The organism is Alphaproteobacteria bacterium US3C007 (assembly GCA_034423775.1).
GTDB lineage: Bacteria > Pseudomonadota > Alphaproteobacteria > Rhodobacterales > Rhodobacteraceae > Thalassovivens > Thalassovivens spotae.
This window is the reverse complement of the sequence record CP139918.1, coordinates 1,720,843-1,735,441: the sequence shown is the minus strand read 5'-3', so window position 1 is coordinate 1,735,441 and position 14,599 is coordinate 1,720,843. Positions and strand designations below refer to the sequence as shown.

At 52.1% G+C, this 14,599-nt stretch carries 14 protein-coding genes; 3 read left to right on the top strand and 11 right to left on the bottom strand.

Annotation, left to right across the window (positions count from 1 at the left end):
• Nucleotides 1-14: 14 nt before the first annotated feature.
• Together hspQ and UM181_08350 are read right to left on the bottom strand one after the other, a co-directional pair.
• Nucleotides 15-341, bottom strand: coding sequence for a heat shock protein HspQ (hspQ, locus tag UM181_08355; GenBank protein ID WQC64607.1), 327 nt, complete (start codon nt 339-341; stop codon nt 15-17).
• Nucleotides 342-375: 34 nt separating this feature from the next.
• Nucleotides 376-504, bottom strand: a complete 129-nt coding sequence (locus UM181_08350) for a hypothetical protein (protein ID WQC64606.1) — start codon at nt 502-504, stop codon at nt 376-378.
• 83 nt (nt 505-587) lie between these two features.
• On the opposite strand from UM181_08350, the gene UM181_08345 reads away from it, so the two are divergent.
• Complete coding sequence (locus UM181_08345; GenBank protein WQC64605.1) at nt 588-1,175, top strand: transglycosylase SLT domain-containing protein; 588 nt, start codon at nt 588-590, stop codon at nt 1,173-1,175.
• Here the strand turns inward: UM181_08345 and UM181_08340 are convergent.
• The 4 genes from UM181_08340 to UM181_08325 all read right to left on the bottom strand — a co-directional run bounded on the left by UM181_08340 (nt 1,172) and on the right by UM181_08325 (nt 7,377).
• Nucleotides 1,172-1,774 (bottom strand): outer membrane lipoprotein carrier protein LolA, encoded by a 603-nt coding sequence (locus UM181_08340; GenBank protein ID WQC64604.1) that lies wholly within the window; start codon nt 1,772-1,774, stop codon nt 1,172-1,174. The two genes, UM181_08345 and UM181_08340, sit on opposite strands and share 4 nt — an antisense overlap.
• A gap of 69 nt (nt 1,775-1,843) precedes the next feature.
• Complete coding sequence (locus UM181_08335) at nt 1,844-4,717, bottom strand: DNA translocase FtsK 4TM domain-containing protein (GenBank protein ID WQC64603.1); 2,874 nt, start codon at nt 4,715-4,717, stop codon at nt 1,844-1,846.
• Nucleotides 4,718-4,726: 9 nt separating this feature from the next.
• Nucleotides 4,727-5,908: an aminotransferase class I/II-fold pyridoxal phosphate-dependent enzyme gene (locus UM181_08330; protein ID WQC64602.1), complete on the bottom strand. Its 1,182-nt coding sequence runs from the start codon at nt 5,906-5,908 to the stop codon at nt 4,727-4,729.
• A 137-nt stretch (nt 5,909-6,045) separates the two neighbouring features.
• Complete coding sequence (locus tag UM181_08325; protein WQC64601.1) at nt 6,046-7,377, bottom strand: amidase family protein; 1,332 nt, start codon at nt 7,375-7,377, stop codon at nt 6,046-6,048.
• A gap of 85 nt (nt 7,378-7,462) precedes the next feature.
• On the opposite strand from UM181_08325, the gene UM181_08320 reads away from it, so the two are divergent.
• Together UM181_08320 and UM181_08315 are read left to right on the top strand one after the other, a co-directional pair.
• Nucleotides 7,463-8,677 carry an FAD-dependent monooxygenase gene (locus UM181_08320; protein WQC64600.1) on the top strand — a complete coding sequence of 405 codons (1,215 nt, stop codon included), beginning with the start codon at nt 7,463-7,465 and terminating at the stop codon, nt 8,675-8,677.
• Between the two features lie 185 nt (nt 8,678-8,862).
• Nucleotides 8,863-11,319 carry a tetratricopeptide repeat protein gene (locus UM181_08315; protein WQC64599.1) on the top strand — a complete coding sequence of 819 codons (2,457 nt, stop codon included), beginning with the start codon at nt 8,863-8,865 and terminating at the stop codon, nt 11,317-11,319.
• A gap of 180 nt (nt 11,320-11,499) precedes the next feature.
• Here UM181_08315 and UM181_08310 read toward each other — a convergent pair whose 3' ends face one another.
• From UM181_08310 to UM181_08290, 5 genes are all read right to left on the bottom strand, one after another.
• The gene (locus UM181_08310) at nt 11,500-11,685 is read right to left on the bottom strand and encodes a Trm112 family protein (GenBank protein ID WQC64598.1); all 186 of its coding nucleotides are present in this window, start codon (nt 11,683-11,685) and stop codon (nt 11,500-11,502) included.
• A complete protein-coding gene (locus tag UM181_08305; protein ID WQC64597.1) occupies nt 11,682-12,320 on the bottom strand; it encodes an LON peptidase substrate-binding domain-containing protein in 639 nt (212 codons plus the stop codon). Before UM181_08305 ends, UM181_08310 begins: the two co-directional genes overlap by 4 nt.
• Before the next feature lie 26 nt (nt 12,321-12,346).
• Nucleotides 12,347-13,261, bottom strand: a complete 915-nt coding sequence (locus tag UM181_08300; GenBank protein WQC64596.1) for a co-chaperone YbbN — start codon at nt 13,259-13,261, stop codon at nt 12,347-12,349.
• Between the two features lie 53 nt (nt 13,262-13,314).
• A complete protein-coding gene (locus tag UM181_08295) occupies nt 13,315-14,103 on the bottom strand; it encodes an exodeoxyribonuclease III (GenBank protein WQC64595.1) in 789 nt (262 codons plus the stop codon).
• Between the two features lie 62 nt (nt 14,104-14,165).
• Complete coding sequence (locus UM181_08290) at nt 14,166-14,555, bottom strand: VOC family protein (GenBank protein WQC64594.1); 390 nt, start codon at nt 14,553-14,555, stop codon at nt 14,166-14,168.
• Nucleotides 14,556-14,599 lie beyond the last annotated feature (44 nt).

Below are 14,599 nucleotides of genomic sequence, written 5' to 3'. Positions count from 1 at the left end.
GCTCGCGCGGCGGGTCAATTCAGTTGAAAATGCAGCGGATATTGGCCATTTTCGAAGGGACCGAAGAGATCAGGAATATCGGGATGATCGACGGGTTCACCCGAAGGGTCTTCCACGAGATTTTGTTCTGACACATAGGCCACGTAGAAACTGTGATCGTTTTCTGCAAGCAAATGATAATAGGGCTGCTCTTTGACCGGGCGATGATCCTCTGGAATCGACTCATACCATTCATCCGTATTGCTGAATTCTGGATCAACATCAAAAATCACCCCTCTAAAAGGGTGTTTTTTATGACAAACAACTTGCCCGAGGCGATATTTAGCATTTTTCAAATACATCAGGTAGCCATCCTACGCGTTGCGCGATCCGGCTTCAAGTGCCCAGAAGTAAATTTGCCCGCGCTTCGATCCAAGCGGCTTTCACGATTGCCAAAGCACTGAGATCTTTTTCAGGCCAGCTCTGCCAAACATGACGCAGTTTAAATGTATCAAATAGAGGCATAATAATGCTTTTGCGCTAACGGTTTGGCCTTTTGAAATCATCCGAAACTTGATAACCTATAAAAAAACAAAGTTGAAATGACCATGAGCAGAACGATCATTATATTATGCCTGGTTTTTACGCTGGGATCCTGCAGCATCTTTAGCACCGGCGATGTAACGGGCAACCTTGACAATGCCTGCTCTATTCTTGACCAAAAACCGCAGTTTGCCCGCGCCTTCAAGGCAACCAAGCGCCGTTGGGGCGTGCCCGTTAACGTTCAAATGGCGATCATCCATCAAGAAAGCCGTTTCAAAAGTAAGGCAAAAACGCCGCGAAAATATATTCTGGGCTTCATTCCAAATGGCCGCCAAAGTTCGGCATATGGCTATGCGCAAGCCCTGGATGGCACTTGGAGCGAATATAAGGATGATACCGGCCGGATCTTAGCCCGCCGCAGCAATATTCGTGATGCATCGGATTTTATGGGCTGGTATATGACCAAAACAAAGCGGCGCAACGGGATCTCGCTGGCCGATACACGCAATCAATATCTCGCCTATCATGAGGGGCAAACCGGGTTTGCGCGCGGCAGCTATAAGCGCAAAAAATGGTTGATCAATATTGCCGGCAAAGTGGCCAATCGCTCAGATATGTATAAGCGGCAATTGTCACGCTGCGGGCGGCTTTAACGCAGCTTGCGCTTCTCAATATTCAGCAAAATATTGAATATCGAATCTTTAAGTGAGACGCCTTTTTGTAAATCCTCAAGCGCAAGTAACGTTTGATCGCCTTCAGGCGTTTCAATAATCCATTGCGCCAACTCTAATGGGTTATGCCGCAACACAAGCGTGATTTCACCGCGCTCGGGATGTTGCGGATGCTGCAAGGACAACGATGTTCGCTTTCCGTCATAACGATGATCCGTAATCAAAGCAGATTTTTGAAGATCAATCCTATCCTGCAAAATCAGGGAAAGCGGCGTTCCAGATGTTGTGAAACTGGTTGGCTCACCATCGCCTTTAGGATCAAAAATCGCCATTTGTCCGGCAGAGACCAGCACCAATACTTCCGATGGGATTTGATATTCAAAGCGTAAGCGCCCCGGACGCTTCATAAAAAACTGTCCCTGCGCAGAGGATCCGTCAGCGGCAATTTGAACAAACGTCGCCTGAATGCTGCGCAAGCTATTTAGATGCGCGGAAATATCCGCCAAAGAGGCTTTTTCTGCATGACCAACGCCGGCTAACCCAAAAAAAATACCAAGCGAAATTGAAAATATACGTTTCATATATGCAGTCTAGTCATCCCAGAAGCCACCGCCAGCGAAAGTCGCAATTTTGTGACCTCTCGCGCAAGGTTACGGTTGCTCTGGCACCAAAATATCACGCTTTCCAACATGGTTTGCAGGGCTAACAAGGCCTTCCTCTTCCATTTGCTCAACCAAGCGGGCCGCCTTATTATACCCTATGGCAAGCTTTCTTTGGATGTAGCTGGTCGAGCATTTGCGATCCTGCAAAACAATGGCCACGGCTTGATCATAGAGCACATCTTCGCCTTCAGATGCCCCGGTCAACCCCAGCACAAGGTCAATTGAGTCAGATTTATCGTCATCTGGCCCTTCAACGACACCACTTTTATAATCGGGCGGGCCGAAAGATTTCAAATGGCTGACAACTTCTTCAACTTCGGTGTCGCTTACAAAAGGCCCATGGCAGCGGGTGATCTTTGAACCGCCCGCCATGTAGAGCATATCCCCCATACCAAGCAGCTGCTCAGCTCCCATTTCGCCCAGAATCGTACGGCTGTCGATTTTACTGGTGACTTGAAACGAGATCCGGGTGGGAAAGTTGGCTTTAATCGTTCCCGTAATCACATCAACTGATGGGCGCTGCGTTGCCATGATCAAATGAATACCCGAGGCACGCGCCATCTGAGCAAGGCGCTGAATGCAGGCTTCGATTTCTTTACCGGCCACCATCATCAAATCCGCCATCTCATCCACAATCACCACGATATATGGCATTTTTTCAGGCAGAAATTCTTCAGTTTCAAAAACTGGCTCGCCGGTGGCATCATCAAACCCGGTTTGGATCGTGCGGCTGAACATTTCGTTTTTGCCTAAGGCATCCGCCACGCGCCCATTATAGCCGTCAATATTGCGCACGCCCATTTTTGACATTTTCCGGTAGCGCTCTTCCATTTCACCAACCACCCATTTCAAAGCCACAACGGCTTTCTTAGGGTCGGTCACAACCGGGCTGAGCAAATGCGGAATGCCATCATAGACGCTGAGCTCCAGCATTTTCGGATCGATCATAATCATCCGGCACTCATCGGGTGTGAGCTTATAGAGCAAGGACAAAATCATCGTGTTGATCGCGACAGATTTGCCAGATCCAGTGGTGCCTGCAATCAGCAGATGCGGCATTTTTGCAAGATTGGTTACCATCGGCTCGCCGCTGATATCCTTTCCCAGCGCCAATGGCAGGCGGTGGCTGCTATCGCCAAAGGCTTTCGCCGAAAGAATTTCGCGCAAAACCACTTTTTCGCGTATGTCATTGGGCAATTCTATCCCGATGATAGAGCGGCCCGGCACCGTGGAGACGCGGGCCGATAAGGCCGACATTGAGCGCGCGATATCATCAGATAAACCGATCACACGGCTGGCTTTTAAACCCGGCGCCGGCTCTAATTCATACATCGTAACAACCGGCCCAGGCCGCACGCTGACAATATCCCCCTTCACCCCATAATCATCCAAAACAGATTCGAGCAGCCGCGCGTTTTCTTCCAGCGATTCATCAGACAATTGATGCCGCGCTACGCTGATTGGGCTGGCCAACAGGCCCAAAGGCGGCAATTCAAAATCGGTTTTGGGGTCTTCAAATTTTAAGCTTGGCTGCGCTTCTTGCTGCGCGCGCGCCGATTGCGCTTGAGACACTTTCAGTGGCGGGTGAACGATTGTGCGCGCCTCGGGGCGGGGTATCGCGGAGCGCAAAGAAAAATTGGTGTCCTGCTCGCCATATTCGGGCTCTGGATAAAGCGGTTGCGCATCTTCATCTCCAGCGCTTGAAACCAAAGCTTGCCCCTCTGTCTGAAAGACTTGCGAAGATCGATCCGCCGAAAGCTGCGGCTCGCGGCGTAATCCGGTTAAAAGCGGTTCGCCCAGTGCAAATTGTGATGGCACTCCAGCAGCGCCTTCTGGCGAAGCGTCTTGAGGCTGAAACACGTGCGACTGAGCCTCAGATGCGGCATCCTCAAAGGCGGGTTCAACCCGTAATCGCGATTTCACAGCATCACTGATCCGCGCCTGCAAACGGTCTTCCGGGCCAGCCGGCGCAGAGCTATGCGCGTGGCTATTGAGCGGCGGTTCTAGAGGCGAGGGATCTTCTTCGCGCTTGATAAATCCAGGCAATCTGGAAAATAAACCCCGCTTCACCTCTGTGTGAGGCACGGCCAAATCTTGGGAAAACTCAGATGGAGCCTGGGGCACAAATGTTTCGGAACCTCCGCCTCGGCGGATAATATCCGAGGGCGCAGAGGCATCAACCTGTTGGGTGCGTGCTGCAAGCAAGCGCATACTGCCCCGGCCAAGGCCTCTTGCGACTGCGCGCCCGGATTGCAACACCCCCCCGCGCAGGAATCGCAGCGCATAGCCAAGCTCGCGCTTAGAGACGCCCAAACAATACAGCCCAATCAGCACCAAGGTGATCCCCGTTGCAAAAGATGTATAGGTTAAGGTGGGTTGCGCCGGCAAAGGTGACAGCCGCAAAAGCGTTTTCAAAACCGTATCGCCAAACAAACCACCAAGGCCAAAATTATTACCCCAGCTGGCAGGTGGCACAAGCCCAGCGGCGTAAATTGCAAAAACCGCAACGCCGAAGGGCGCAAAAATCAACCGCCCCAACGCCCGATGCGCGCCGCGATGCAATAGGCAGCGCAGCCCCCAGACGGCCTGTATCGCGACCAACGACCAGGCCGATAGACCGAAAATCAACATGATCGGGGCCGCAATCATCGCCCCAAACGAGCCCAGAATATTTTGTACCGGTGCATCAGAGGCAGAAAGCCAACTGGGATCTTCAGGTGCATAGCTGGTAAACATCATGGCGGTCAGCCCGCTTAGAGCCAAAAGTCCTAGGCCCAAAAACTCTACCGCGCGCCGTTCCAGAGCGGCCTGCAACGCGCTGTCAAAAATGGGGGGTCTTACTCTTGCAGAAGGATATGCCATTGGGGCCTCTTAGGTGTAAAGACATGCATGCAGCCGCGTCAGCGCCTGCTCAGTTATTGATTTTGGGGCCACCAAGGCAACCCGAATGAAACCATGCCCGGGATTTCCGTCGGGCGTGTCGCGCGCCAAATAGGCACCCGGAAGAACGCGAATACCGGTTTCGCGCCATAATTTAAGCGCAGCCTGTTCTCCATCCTCAACAGGCAGCCAAAGGAAAAATCCGGCCTCTGGGCTGATATAACCGGGCACAGACCCGAAAAGTGCATCCGCTATGTCGAATTTTTCTTGGTATAATCCGCGATTTTCGATCACATGTTGCTCATCCGCCCAGACAGCTTCTGCCACCCGCTGCAAAGGCAATGGCAAAGGCGCCCCCGAATAAGCTCGCAAATGCTTCATCCGCGCGATCGTTTGCGGCCCCGAAGCGGCAAAACCCGAGCGCAGCCCGGGCAGATTTGAGCGCTTTGACAGCGAATGGAACACCACCACCCGTTCAGGGTCAGCGCCAATCTGATTTGCAATCTGCAACGCCCCTGACGGCGCGCCCTTACGATAAATCTCCGAATAACACTCATCCGCGAAAATCTTGAAATCGTAGGTTTCAGCCAGTTCAATCAGAGATTTCAGATAGGCGGGCGAAGCCACTGCCCCCTGCGGATTGGAGGGCGAACAAATATAGGCAATGGCGGTTCGATTAAGCACGTCAGGGCTTAAACTGGCATAATCAGGTAAAAAGCCGTTTGCAGCCCGCGCGGTCACCAAATGGGGCTGCGCCGCGACCGAAAAGGTTGCTGCAAGATAAACCTGATAAAAGGGATTGGGCAGCAAAACCAATGGCGGTTGTCCGGCTTTGGCTTCTGGGCATAACGCCATGGCGGCGTTGTAAAGCCCTTCGCGGGTGCCGTTCAAAGATAAAATATCCGTCACTGGATTGACGCAAACGCCATATCGCCGCGCAATCCATGCCGCGATATTGCTAAGCAATTCGGGGCTGCCATCATTGGGCGGGTAGGCGTTGAATTCAGACATATGCGCGACCAAGATATCTTGAATCCACGCAGGAAAAGCGTGTTTGGGCTCACCAATTGACATAGCAACGGGTTCGCCGCCCGGAGGGTGCGAGTCTAACAGCGCGCGCAGGCGCGGAAATGCATAAGCGGGAAGGTTCGAAAACCGCTCAGGAAACGCCATATATGCCTCAATCAATCGGGATCATTTTGCCCCGTTAAGGTGCAGACTACCGAAGCAAAGCGCTTTCGTCTATACAAAGCCAAAAAAAATAAAAAAATAGGGCAAAAAAACGTTTTTTCGCTCCTAGGGTGCCCTCTTTAGGCCAAAATTGCAGCCTCAGCAGCCTGTGCAAGGCGCAAAAGCCCCTCTTCTGCGCCTGGCGGTCCCATCAGCATCAGCCCACAACTTGGTGTGCCACTTGGTAAGGTAATCGCGCATAATCCCATAAGATTGCCGATCCGTGTATTGCGCAGCGCCAGCAGGTTTTCCTTTACATAATAGTCAGCATCTTCCATCAGCCGCGCGGCATTGGGCGGTAAAATCGGCGCGGTTGGGCATAAAATGGCGTCATAGCCAGCCGTAAGCGCAAGATAGTCCTGCCGCAACGCCGCAAGCATTTGCGAGGCGGCGATATAATCGCATGCGGCAAAATCAGCCCCCCCCCGAAAGCGATTTAAAATTTCTTCAAACATCACCTCGGGTTGTGCTTCAATCACCGTTTTCCACGTGCCATAGGCCTCTGAAGCAAACAATATCGGGCTTAGTGGCATCGCTTTGGAAACCGCCTCGATTTCAATATCCTCAACCATCGCGCCCGCTTTGATCACCTTTGCCAATGCCGTTTCAAACCCTAAAGCTGGGGCCTCTCGCAGCTCATCAAACGCAACCGTTTGCAATACACCAAGGCGCTTTCCACGCAAACTGCTTGCGGTTAAATCCGCTGGGGTCCGGCCTTCCAAAGCCGCCAATAACAACGCGGCATCTTCAACCGTTTTGCTGAGCGGGCCAACCGTGTCAAACGTAGCACATAGCGGCACCACCCCCTGAACCGAGACGCGGCCAGCTGTGGTTTTCAAGCCCACCAAATCATTCCACGCCGCTGGAATGCGCACTGAACCGCCCGTATCCGATCCGATCGCTCCAGCGGCCAAATCACACGCGATAGACGCCGCTGCCCCCGAAGAAGACCCGCCCGCCACCGCCGCTGCATCATTGATGCAGGCTGGTGTCGCGGTGACAGGGTTCAGACCCAAACCGCTGAAAGCCAGCTCTGACATATGCGTTTTGCCCAGGCAGACCAAACCTTGCGCCGTCGCGTTTGCCAAAACCTCAGCATCCTCCGCCGGCACCCGCCCCGCCAAAAGAGCCGAGCCTGCCTCGGTTGGATATTCGGCGCTGTCAAATAAATCTTTCCAACTGATCGGCACACCATCCAATGGCGATCGCAATCCGCCAGTTTTCGCCCGCTGTTGCGCCGCTTCAGCTTCAACGCGCGCGCGGTCAGGCGTTTTGCAAGCATAAATTCGGCTTGTATCTGCATGCGCTTTCATCTGCTCAAGATAGGCCTCAGTGAGCTCAACCGGATCCACACGGCCTGCGGCGATCGCCCTACCTTGTTCTGCAGCACTCATCTTTAAAACTGAGCTCATTCTTATATCCCCACAATATGTTACCCCTAGACTAGCGTCATCACCGCGCATGGACAATGCGTAGAAAAAGCCCATATTACAGCGCATGATGAAGAACGCAGATATCGCAATTGTGGGCGGCAGTTTAACCGGCGCCGCCACGGCCTTGGCCGCCGCGCAAGCCGGGTTTCGGGTGGTTGTTGTTGATCAGCTTGCGGCCCATACGCAAGTCGAGCAGGGCTTTGACGGGCGCTCTTACGCGATGGCTCTTACCTCCGTGCGGTTGCTTAAGGCCTTGGGGCTTTGGGCGGATCTTGCAGAAACGGCCCAGCCTATCTTGAAAATCAAAGTTGCCGATGGCAGCCCCAGCACGGGCCCCTCGCCTTTATTTATGCAATTTGATCATGCCGAAATTGAAGAAGGTCCGATGGGGCATATGGTCGAGGACCGTTTCTTGCGCCCCCTACTTCAACGGGCGATGGCGCGCTATGAGACCATTGAGTATATCGCTGGCACCGCGCTGATTGAGCAGTCGATATCGGGCAGTGAAATGCAGCTGACCCTGTCAGATGGGCGCCAAATTTCAACCAGCCTTTTGATCGGGGCAGATGGGCGCAAAAGCCCCTCTGCGGGCCGCGCCGGAATCAAACGCATCGGCTGGGAATATGGACAAACAGCGCTTGTTTGCGCAATACAGCACGAGATCCCGCATAATGGGGTGGCCTGCCAATATTTTTTACCGGCCGGCCCTTTGGCAATCTTGCCCTTAACAGAAAACCGCGCATCCATCGTGTGGAGCGAAACCGCGCAAAACGCCAAACAGATCATGGCGCTGAGCGAGGCCGATTATCTGTCGATATTGCAGCCCCGTATTGGCGATTATCTAGGCAAAATCAGCATGGCCGGCCAGCGCTACAGCTACCCGCTTGATCTGACTTTGGCGGAAAGTTTCGTTGCGCCAAGGTTGGCTTTGATCGGCGATGCCGCGCATGGCGTGCATCCCATTGCGGGCCAAGGTCTGAATGCGGGCCTGCGCGATATCGCAGCGCTTGTGCAAGTTCTGAAAGAAGCAAAATTGCGCGGCGAAGATATTGGGGCCAGTGCTACGTTGATGCGCTATCAAGAATGGAGGCGCTTTGACGCAACCAGTCTGGCTTTGGCAACCGATACATTCAACCGTCTATTCTCAAATGATAATAGCCTGCTAAGATTGGGGCGCGACATGGGGATGGCCATGATCAACGCTGTACCTAAAGCCCGCCGCAGTTTCATCCGCGAAGCCGCAGGATTAACAGGCACATTGCCCGATTTGATGCGCTAACAAAGCATCCTGAAATGCCTGTTTGAAAAATATTTTTCAAGCGTACCCCACAGCCCTGATCACCGCAGTTTGAGCCTTGAGGCAGGGCATCGAGTAAGCCGCGTTCACGCTTAACTCTTAGATTGTGGCTTGATTAAAATAATTTATAACTGCCCAAAGCCCAGCAACCAAACAGCGTGTTTCTTATGACTCAATCTGTCGACAAAACATTGCGTGACGCCGCCGCGCTGCACAAAGCCGGCCGCATCGCTGAGGCCATAAAGCTGTATCAAGCGGTATTGACCAAATTCCCAAAAAACCCGCGCGCATTAAAAGCCCTTGCTATGCTTAAAGGCGTATCAGCCCCTGCAAGGCCAGGGCAAATGCCCCTGACAGAGTTCAATGCGCTCAAAGAACAGTATCAAAAAGGAAATTTCATTGACTTGGCAAATCAAGCACAAGGCCTGGCAAATGCTTTTCCAAAAGACAAAGCCTTACTCAACTTGCTTGGATCTGTGTTCAACCAACTGAACCAAGCTCAAGCAGCCATCACGTTGCTGAGTGGCGCCTTACGCTTGGATAGGTTTTTTATCGACGCCCAATTCAATCTGGGCATCGCCCACCAAAAAAATCAGGATCTGGCAAACGCGATTGCCTGCTTTCAAAACGTTATAGAGCTTGCGCCAAATAACGGCGCGGCACATTTTAAATTGGCCAATGCTTTTCGGGCAAATTCTGAATTTCAAAAAGCGATTCTACATTATAAAAAAACGCTTACTTTAGAGCCGAACCATGCCCCCGCGCATTGCAATTTAGGGCTCTCATTGCAGGCAATCGGCGATATCGCGCAAGCTATTCGCCAGTATCAAGCAGCGCTTAAAATTGATCCCAAATTTGTTCCAGCGCAGGGTAACTTGGGCAATGCAATGATGGCACAAGGCGCGTTTGAAAATGCGATTAAAGCATTTTTGAAAACGCTGAAGTTGCAGCCTGAAAATTATATCACCTCTTTAAACCTTGGCCGCGCGTATAAAGAAAACGGTGATTTCCAAGCTGCCTGTAACGCCTTTAGCAAAGTGATTTCGATGCAGCCGGAATTTTCTGAGGCGCATAACGATCTTGGCTTAACGCTTTATGGCCAAGGAAAATTGGAAACCGCGCTTAAAAGCTATCAAAAAGCCGTAGACCTAAATCCAAATTACGCAGATGCCTATAACAATATGGGTGTTGCCCATCAAGAATTGGGCGCAGTGACGCGCGCGATTGAAAGTTATCAAAAAGCCATAGCGATAAACCCGAACCATCTTGTGGCATATGGTCAAAAAATGTTCCAGCAAGCCAGCCTATGCGATTGGAGCGCGTTGCAGCAAGACCGAACGATGATTGCAACACTCGGTGTGAGCACACCCGATGTTACGCCTTGGAATATGTTGGGGTTTGAAGATCATCCAATGCGCCATTTGCAGCGTTCAAAACTTTTTGCTGAGAAAAAATATAATCAAAAACCCCTCGCCGAAGCCGCGCGCCCTGCACAGCGCGCTAAACCGGTGCGCATCGGATATTTCTCGGCAGATTTTCATGATCATGCAACCATGTATTTGATGGCGCGCGTGTTTGAAAAGCATAGCAAATCAGACTTTGAAATATACGCCTATTCTTATGGGCCAAACACCAATGATTGCATGCGCAAAAGGCTTACAGCCGCCGTGGATAAATTTCACAATGTGCGCCAGTTGAGCGATTTTGACATCGCCGCTTTGGCGCGCGACCATGAAATTGATATAGCGGTCGACCTAAAGGGCTATACGCAAAATACCAGACTTGGCATTTTCGCCTTCAAAGCAGCGCCGATACAGATCAGTTATATCGGGTATCCGGGCAGCCTTGGAGCGCCTTTCATCGACTATATTATTGCCGATCCAGTCGTTATACCTCGCGCATATGAAAGCGCTTATTCTGAGAAAATTATCTTTTTACCGCATAGCTATCAGGCCAATGATGATATGCGCCCAATCGCAAACACCGTTTATAGCCGATCCCAGCTTGGCTTGCCTGCAGACGCTTTTGTGCTCTGCTGTTTCAATAATTCGTATAAAATAACCCCCTGTGAATTCGACATTTGGATGCGCCTGCTATCGCAAATCGAGGGCAGCGTACTGTGGCTGCTGGAGGCAAATAAATGGGTCTCGCAGAACTTGCGCAACGCCGCCCAAGCCCGCGGGATCGATCCAAGCCGTTTGATCTTTGCGCCAAAGCTTGCCCATCACGAACATTTGGCCCGCCATAGCTGCGCGGATCTTTTTATAGATACGTTCAACGTGAATGCCCATACCACGGCCAGTGATGCGCTTTGGGCCGGCCTTCCGCTGGTCACAAAAGCCGGCAAAGGCTTTGCAGCGCGGGTTGCCGCCAGCCTGTTAACCGCCATCGGACTGCCCGAGCTAATCGTAGAAACCGAGGCGGCCTATGAGGCGCTTATTCTTGATCTGGCACGCTCGCCCCAGCAGCTTCAGACGGTTACAGAAAAGCTTGCGCAAAACCGCAGAACCAGCCCGTTATTTGATGCAGGCTTGCTTACCAACCATTTGGAAACAGGCTATCGCGCCGCCTATCAGCGCTGGGTTGAACAGAAACCACCCGCGCATATACGTATTGCCCCCTGACCCCCGAACAGATCCCGTGCAGAACTGCTTGCAGAGCAACCTACCCATTGCACGCGCTTTTCGTGGGGCCAGATGGGCTTTATTCGCAGCCTAAAAGACGCTTGTTTTCATTTTTTATCGACGCTTTGGTTTCAGCGCCAAGCCAGGTGCATAATCTCAGCGCGCCGCGAGGCAAAAGCCTCACGCCAAAGGGCGCGCTTCATCAAGCAGTAAGACCGGAATACCATCGCGAATTGGATAGGCCACGCCCGCGGCTTTTGACACCAATTCTTGACGATCGGGCAAATATTCAAGCCGCGTATGCGTTTGCGGGCAAACCAAGGCTTCGAGCATCCGCCGATCTGCCTGCGCCGCCGCATCAGTCATTGCAACATCTCATCAGAATTGCCACCGCGCATACTGTATTCAATCAAGGTGATCAGCGTTTCCCGACGCGTCATCAATGAGGGGGCTTCGAGCAAAGCTTGTTTATCTTCGCTTTCAAACTCAAGCAGCATCGACAACGAATTGATCAACAATTCATCATCAGCGTCTTTCAAGGTTTCCCAATCCGTCGATAAACCGCGATTTTCAAAGTAACGCTCCAACAATTTGAAAAACGTTTGACGTCTAAATCCGGGATCTTTTTCAGATTTTGCAAGGTCACCTTCAAAGCCCGTCCAAGAGGTTTCAAAGCGGCGATAAGGGGTAAACCCGTCTACTTCTGCGCCGATACGATAGCGTGATACCCCACTCAGCGTCACCATATAACGGCCATCTTCAGTTTCCGAAAATTGGGTCACGCGGCCGGCACATCCAATCGCTTGCATGCGGTCCGAGGCTTTTTTCCCGCGGGGCTGTATCATACCAATCAAGCGATGCGGTGTTTTCAAAACATCTTCGATCATCGCAAGATAACGCGGCTCAAAAATATGCAAAGGCAGACGCGAGCGAGGCAGCAACAACGCCCCGGGCAGGGGGAATACGGGTATGATATCGGGAAAATCAGAAGAATTTGTCATATGCAAATATTAGCGCCCGATACCGTTCAGGCAAATATCATCGAGCTTAATTTGCGTCGGCCCGCCAAAACGATCGGATCATTTGGCTTTAACGCATCAAATATGGTGAAAAGCTGCGCGCGGGCGGCGCCTTCATTCCACTCACGGTCGCGGCGAAACAGCTCTAAAAGCTCGCTCACAGCCGGTTCAGCCTCACCAGCTGCATATAGCGCCTGCGCAAAATCTAACCGCGCCTGATGATCATCCGGATTTGCCGCAACCGCGGATCGCAAATCCTCAAGCGGGCCGGCATTTTGGCCCTGTTTGGCCAACTCAAGCTGAGCGAAGGCGGCTTCCAATTCTGGGCTCTGCGCAATCTCAGCAGGGGCTCCGTTCAGCACAGCTTCTGCTTGCTCTAGATCGCCCAAAGCAATATGGGCACGCACCAAACCGCCATAGGCAGCCGGATTATTTGGCTCTTCTTCCAGCACGGCGGCAAAGGTTTGGGCGGCATCCTCCGCAGCACCTTCGGCCAGCATCTCTTCAGCCGCCTCGATCGCATCCGCCAAACCGCCCCCCGGCGCCCCATCGCCAGCGGCCACCACGCGCTCTACAAATGCTTTCACCTCCGAGGCGGCAACCGCGCCTTGAAAGCCATCAATCGGCTGGCCTTTCCAAAATGCATAAACCGTCGGAATTGACTGCACGCGCAGCTGCTCAGATACCATCGGGTTTTCGTCAACATTGACTTTCGCCATTTTTACGGCGCCATTGGCGGCGTTCACCGCCTCTTCCAATTGCGGCCCCAATGTTTTGCAAGGCCCGCACCATGGCGCCCAAAAATCAACAATCACAGGAATAGTATTGCTGGCCTCGACGACTGCGGTCATGAATTCGCTTTCGTTCACATCAGCAATCACATCAGCCGCTGCCGGCGCGCTGGGTTGTCCTAATTCAAGCATTTGCTACCTCTTTAATTATCTTAAATGGTTATATGGCGATTGTGGCGCGAAATTCAAAGGTCAAAGCTGGCAAAAACCGGCACATGATCACTGGGTTGCTGCCATCCGCGCACGTCGCGCAGAATTTTTGACGAATGGGCAAGCGGCGCAATATCTTTGCTGGCCCAAATATGATCCAACCTGCGCCCCTTATCCGCTGCGTTCCAATCTTTGGCGCGATAAGACCACCAGCTATATAAAAGCCCCTCCGGGATATCCTGGCGGGTCACATCCACCCAATCACCCGCAGCTTGAGTTTCAGCCAAAGCGGCAACTTCTATCGGCGTGTGGCTGACCACTTTCAGCAATTGCTTATGGCTCCAAACATCATCTTCGCGTGGCGCGATGTTTAAATCTCCCACAAGTATTGATTTTTGCGGCTTGGCGGCACCAAAATAATCACGCAAATCCGCCAGATAATCCAATTTCTGACCAAATTTTTCATTCACAAGCCGGTCCGCGACATCGCCGCCTGCCGGCACATAGACATTATGGATCGTCACCCCGTTGTCCAGACGGCCGGCAATGTGGCGGGCATGGCCCAATCCTGCGAAATCTTCCCCAGCGGCTTCTTCCATCGGCCGCTTAGAAAAAATCGCAACGCCATTATACCCCTTCTGGCCCCGTGCAACCATGTAAGGATAACCAATTTCGGCAAAAACCTCGGCGGGAATTTTCTCAACCGGCGATTTACATTCTTGCAAACACAGCACATCCGGCGCCTTTTCTTGCAGCAGGCGCGCCACCAGATCAACGCGCAGGCGAACAGAATTAATATTCCAAGTGGCAAGCGTAAAAGACATCACAAGGCTCCTTTCAAATGTGCTAGAAGGCCTCTAGCACAGGGCCTGTTGATGCAACAGCGTTATTCAAAGGAATAGCTGACCACTTCATACTCAATGCCATCAAAATCATGAAAATAAAATCGCGACCCTGGTTCATATTCTGCATGGTCACGGGGTGTAAACCCCGCTTTTTTCGCGCGGGATTCGCAGGCCACAAGATCGCGCACGCAGACTCCAATATGAGTCAAGCCGCCCAGAAAACCATCTGGATCAGACGGTGTTTTCTGCAGATCTGCAGGGCAATACAGCGCCAGATACTGAGCGTCTGTTCCAACGTGAACCGTATATCCAGTATTTAGTGCTGGACCCTGCCAGCGTATGCGCCACCCAAAAACTGTTTGCATCCAGGCCGCGGTTTTTTCAGGATCAGAAACCGTAATATTCGCATGCTCTAAACTAATATGTTCCACCCTATACCTCGCATCTTAAAAATACCTGATTCTTCTGATAGCGG

What these genes read in the sequence shown, in the direction of transcription:
- UM181_08295 (WQC64595.1), bottom strand. Translation starts at nt 14,103, where the DNA reads ATGTCTTTTACGCTTGCCACTTGGAATATTAATTCTGTTCGCCTGCGC.
- UM181_08300 (WQC64596.1), bottom strand. Translation starts at nt 13,261, where the DNA reads ATGCTTGAATTAGGACAACCCAGCGCGCCGGCAGCGGCTGATGTGATT.
- UM181_08345 (WQC64605.1), top strand. Translation starts at nt 588, where the DNA reads ATGAGCAGAACGATCATTATATTATGCCTGGTTTTTACGCTGGGATCC.
- UM181_08340 (WQC64604.1), bottom strand. Translation starts at nt 1,774, where the DNA reads ATGAAACGTATATTTTCAATTTCGCTTGGTATTTTTTTTGGGTTAGCC.
- UM181_08320 (WQC64600.1), top strand. Translation starts at nt 7,463, where the DNA reads ATGATGAAGAACGCAGATATCGCAATTGTGGGCGGCAGTTTAACCGGC.
- UM181_08325 (WQC64601.1), bottom strand. Translation starts at nt 7,377, where the DNA reads ATGAGCTCAGTTTTAAAGATGAGTGCTGCAGAACAAGGTAGGGCGATC.
- UM181_08350 (WQC64606.1), bottom strand. Translation starts at nt 504, where the DNA reads ATGCCTCTATTTGATACATTTAAACTGCGTCATGTTTGGCAGAGCTGG.
- UM181_08310 (WQC64598.1), bottom strand. Translation starts at nt 11,685, where the DNA reads ATGACTGATGCGGCGGCGCAGGCAGATCGGCGGATGCTCGAAGCCTTG.
- hspQ (WQC64607.1), bottom strand. Translation starts at nt 341, where the DNA reads ATGTATTTGAAAAATGCTAAATATCGCCTCGGGCAAGTTGTTTGTCAT.
- UM181_08330 (WQC64602.1), bottom strand. Translation starts at nt 5,908, where the DNA reads ATGGCGTTTCCTGAGCGGTTTTCGAACCTTCCCGCTTATGCATTTCCG.
- UM181_08315 (WQC64599.1), top strand. Translation starts at nt 8,863, where the DNA reads ATGACTCAATCTGTCGACAAAACATTGCGTGACGCCGCCGCGCTGCAC.
- UM181_08305 (WQC64597.1), bottom strand. Translation starts at nt 12,320, where the DNA reads ATGACAAATTCTTCTGATTTTCCCGATATCATACCCGTATTCCCCCTG.
- UM181_08335 (WQC64603.1), bottom strand. Translation starts at nt 4,717, where the DNA reads ATGGCATATCCTTCTGCAAGAGTAAGACCCCCCATTTTTGACAGCGCG.